The sequence below is a fragment of the Bradyrhizobium jicamae genome, assembly GCF_001440395.1.
Classification (GTDB): Bacteria; Pseudomonadota; Alphaproteobacteria; order Rhizobiales; family Xanthobacteraceae; genus Bradyrhizobium; species Bradyrhizobium jicamae.
The window spans coordinates 23,995-24,293 of the sequence record NZ_LLXZ01000208.1; the positions used below are offsets into that span (position 1 = coordinate 23,995).

At 60.2% G+C, this 299-nt stretch carries 1 protein-coding gene; it reads right to left on the reverse strand.

The window, feature by feature from the left end; genetic code table 11:
• Positions 1-24: 24 nt before the first annotated feature.
• Positions 25-299, reverse strand: a 275-nt coding sequence (locus CQ12_RS47015) for a DUF2336 domain-containing protein (RefSeq protein WP_245310308.1), incomplete at its 5' end; no start/stop codon positions are given.

Genomic DNA, 299 nt, shown 5'->3' on the forward strand with positions numbered 1-299 from the left:
GACGGAGAGAGGTATAGGGCCGGATCAGCGCGTCTTCCAGAACTCGACGACGCGTTGGGCGGTCGTGGGCATCAGGCGCACATAATTCACACGCGCGTTTTCGATGTCGGCCGGCGATGGCGTTTTCGTTGGACCGAGCCGAAGGATGATCAGCGCGCGCACCGTGGCCCATTCGAGGTCCATGGATTTTCCGGCGATCAGGATCGGATCGTAGCGTTCGCCGCTGATCAGGCGATCGAGGGGTTCGATCTTGACGCCGGTTATCGCCGACAGTGCTGCGATCGATTCCTCGTATTTGA